Source organism: Vibrio sp. 2130-1, assembly GCF_033339515.1.
The window spans coordinates 1-505 of sequence record NZ_JAWOUT010000778.1 but is presented as its reverse complement, the minus strand read 5'-3'; the positions used below and the strand labels follow the sequence as shown (position 1 = coordinate 505).

Here is a 505-nt window from a genome sequence, read left to right as displayed (position 1 = left end):
TTTCAGCGGAGTGAAGGCAATTGTACTGGCGGAGCAGCTTTCAGATGCAGTCGTAGCGGCCATTAAGGATGCCGAGGCGTCAATGGGGGGATACCAGGATGCCTTTGAGCTCGTCTCTCCCCCTGGCTTGGATGCAAGCAAGAATAAGTCTGCACCGAAACAACAAAGCCGAAAAAAGGCGCAGCAGCAGAAGCCTGAGGTTAACGCCGGTAAACCCTCGCCTGAACAAAAGGCGAAAGGTAAGGACTCCCAGCCACAGCAGAAGGAGAAGAAGGTCGATGTTACTTCTCCGGTTGAAGAGCCGCAGCGCCAGCCGGTCCAAGAAAAACAGAACGTGGCTCGCCTTCCTAAGCGGGAGGTTCAACCAGTGGCTCCTGAGCCCAAAGTTGAGCGTGAGAAGGAATTGGGACACGTCGAGGTGCGAGAAAGGGAAGAGCCAGAGGTTAGGGAGTTTGAGCCGCCTAAGGCGAAAACAAACCCGAAAGACATCAACGCGGAAGATTTC

At 54.5% G+C, this 505-nt stretch carries 1 pseudogene; it reads left to right on the top strand.

The window, feature by feature from the left end:
• Positions 1–505: pseudogene (locus R7Q09_RS28660) on the top strand (conjugal transfer protein TraI); the annotation flags it as partial.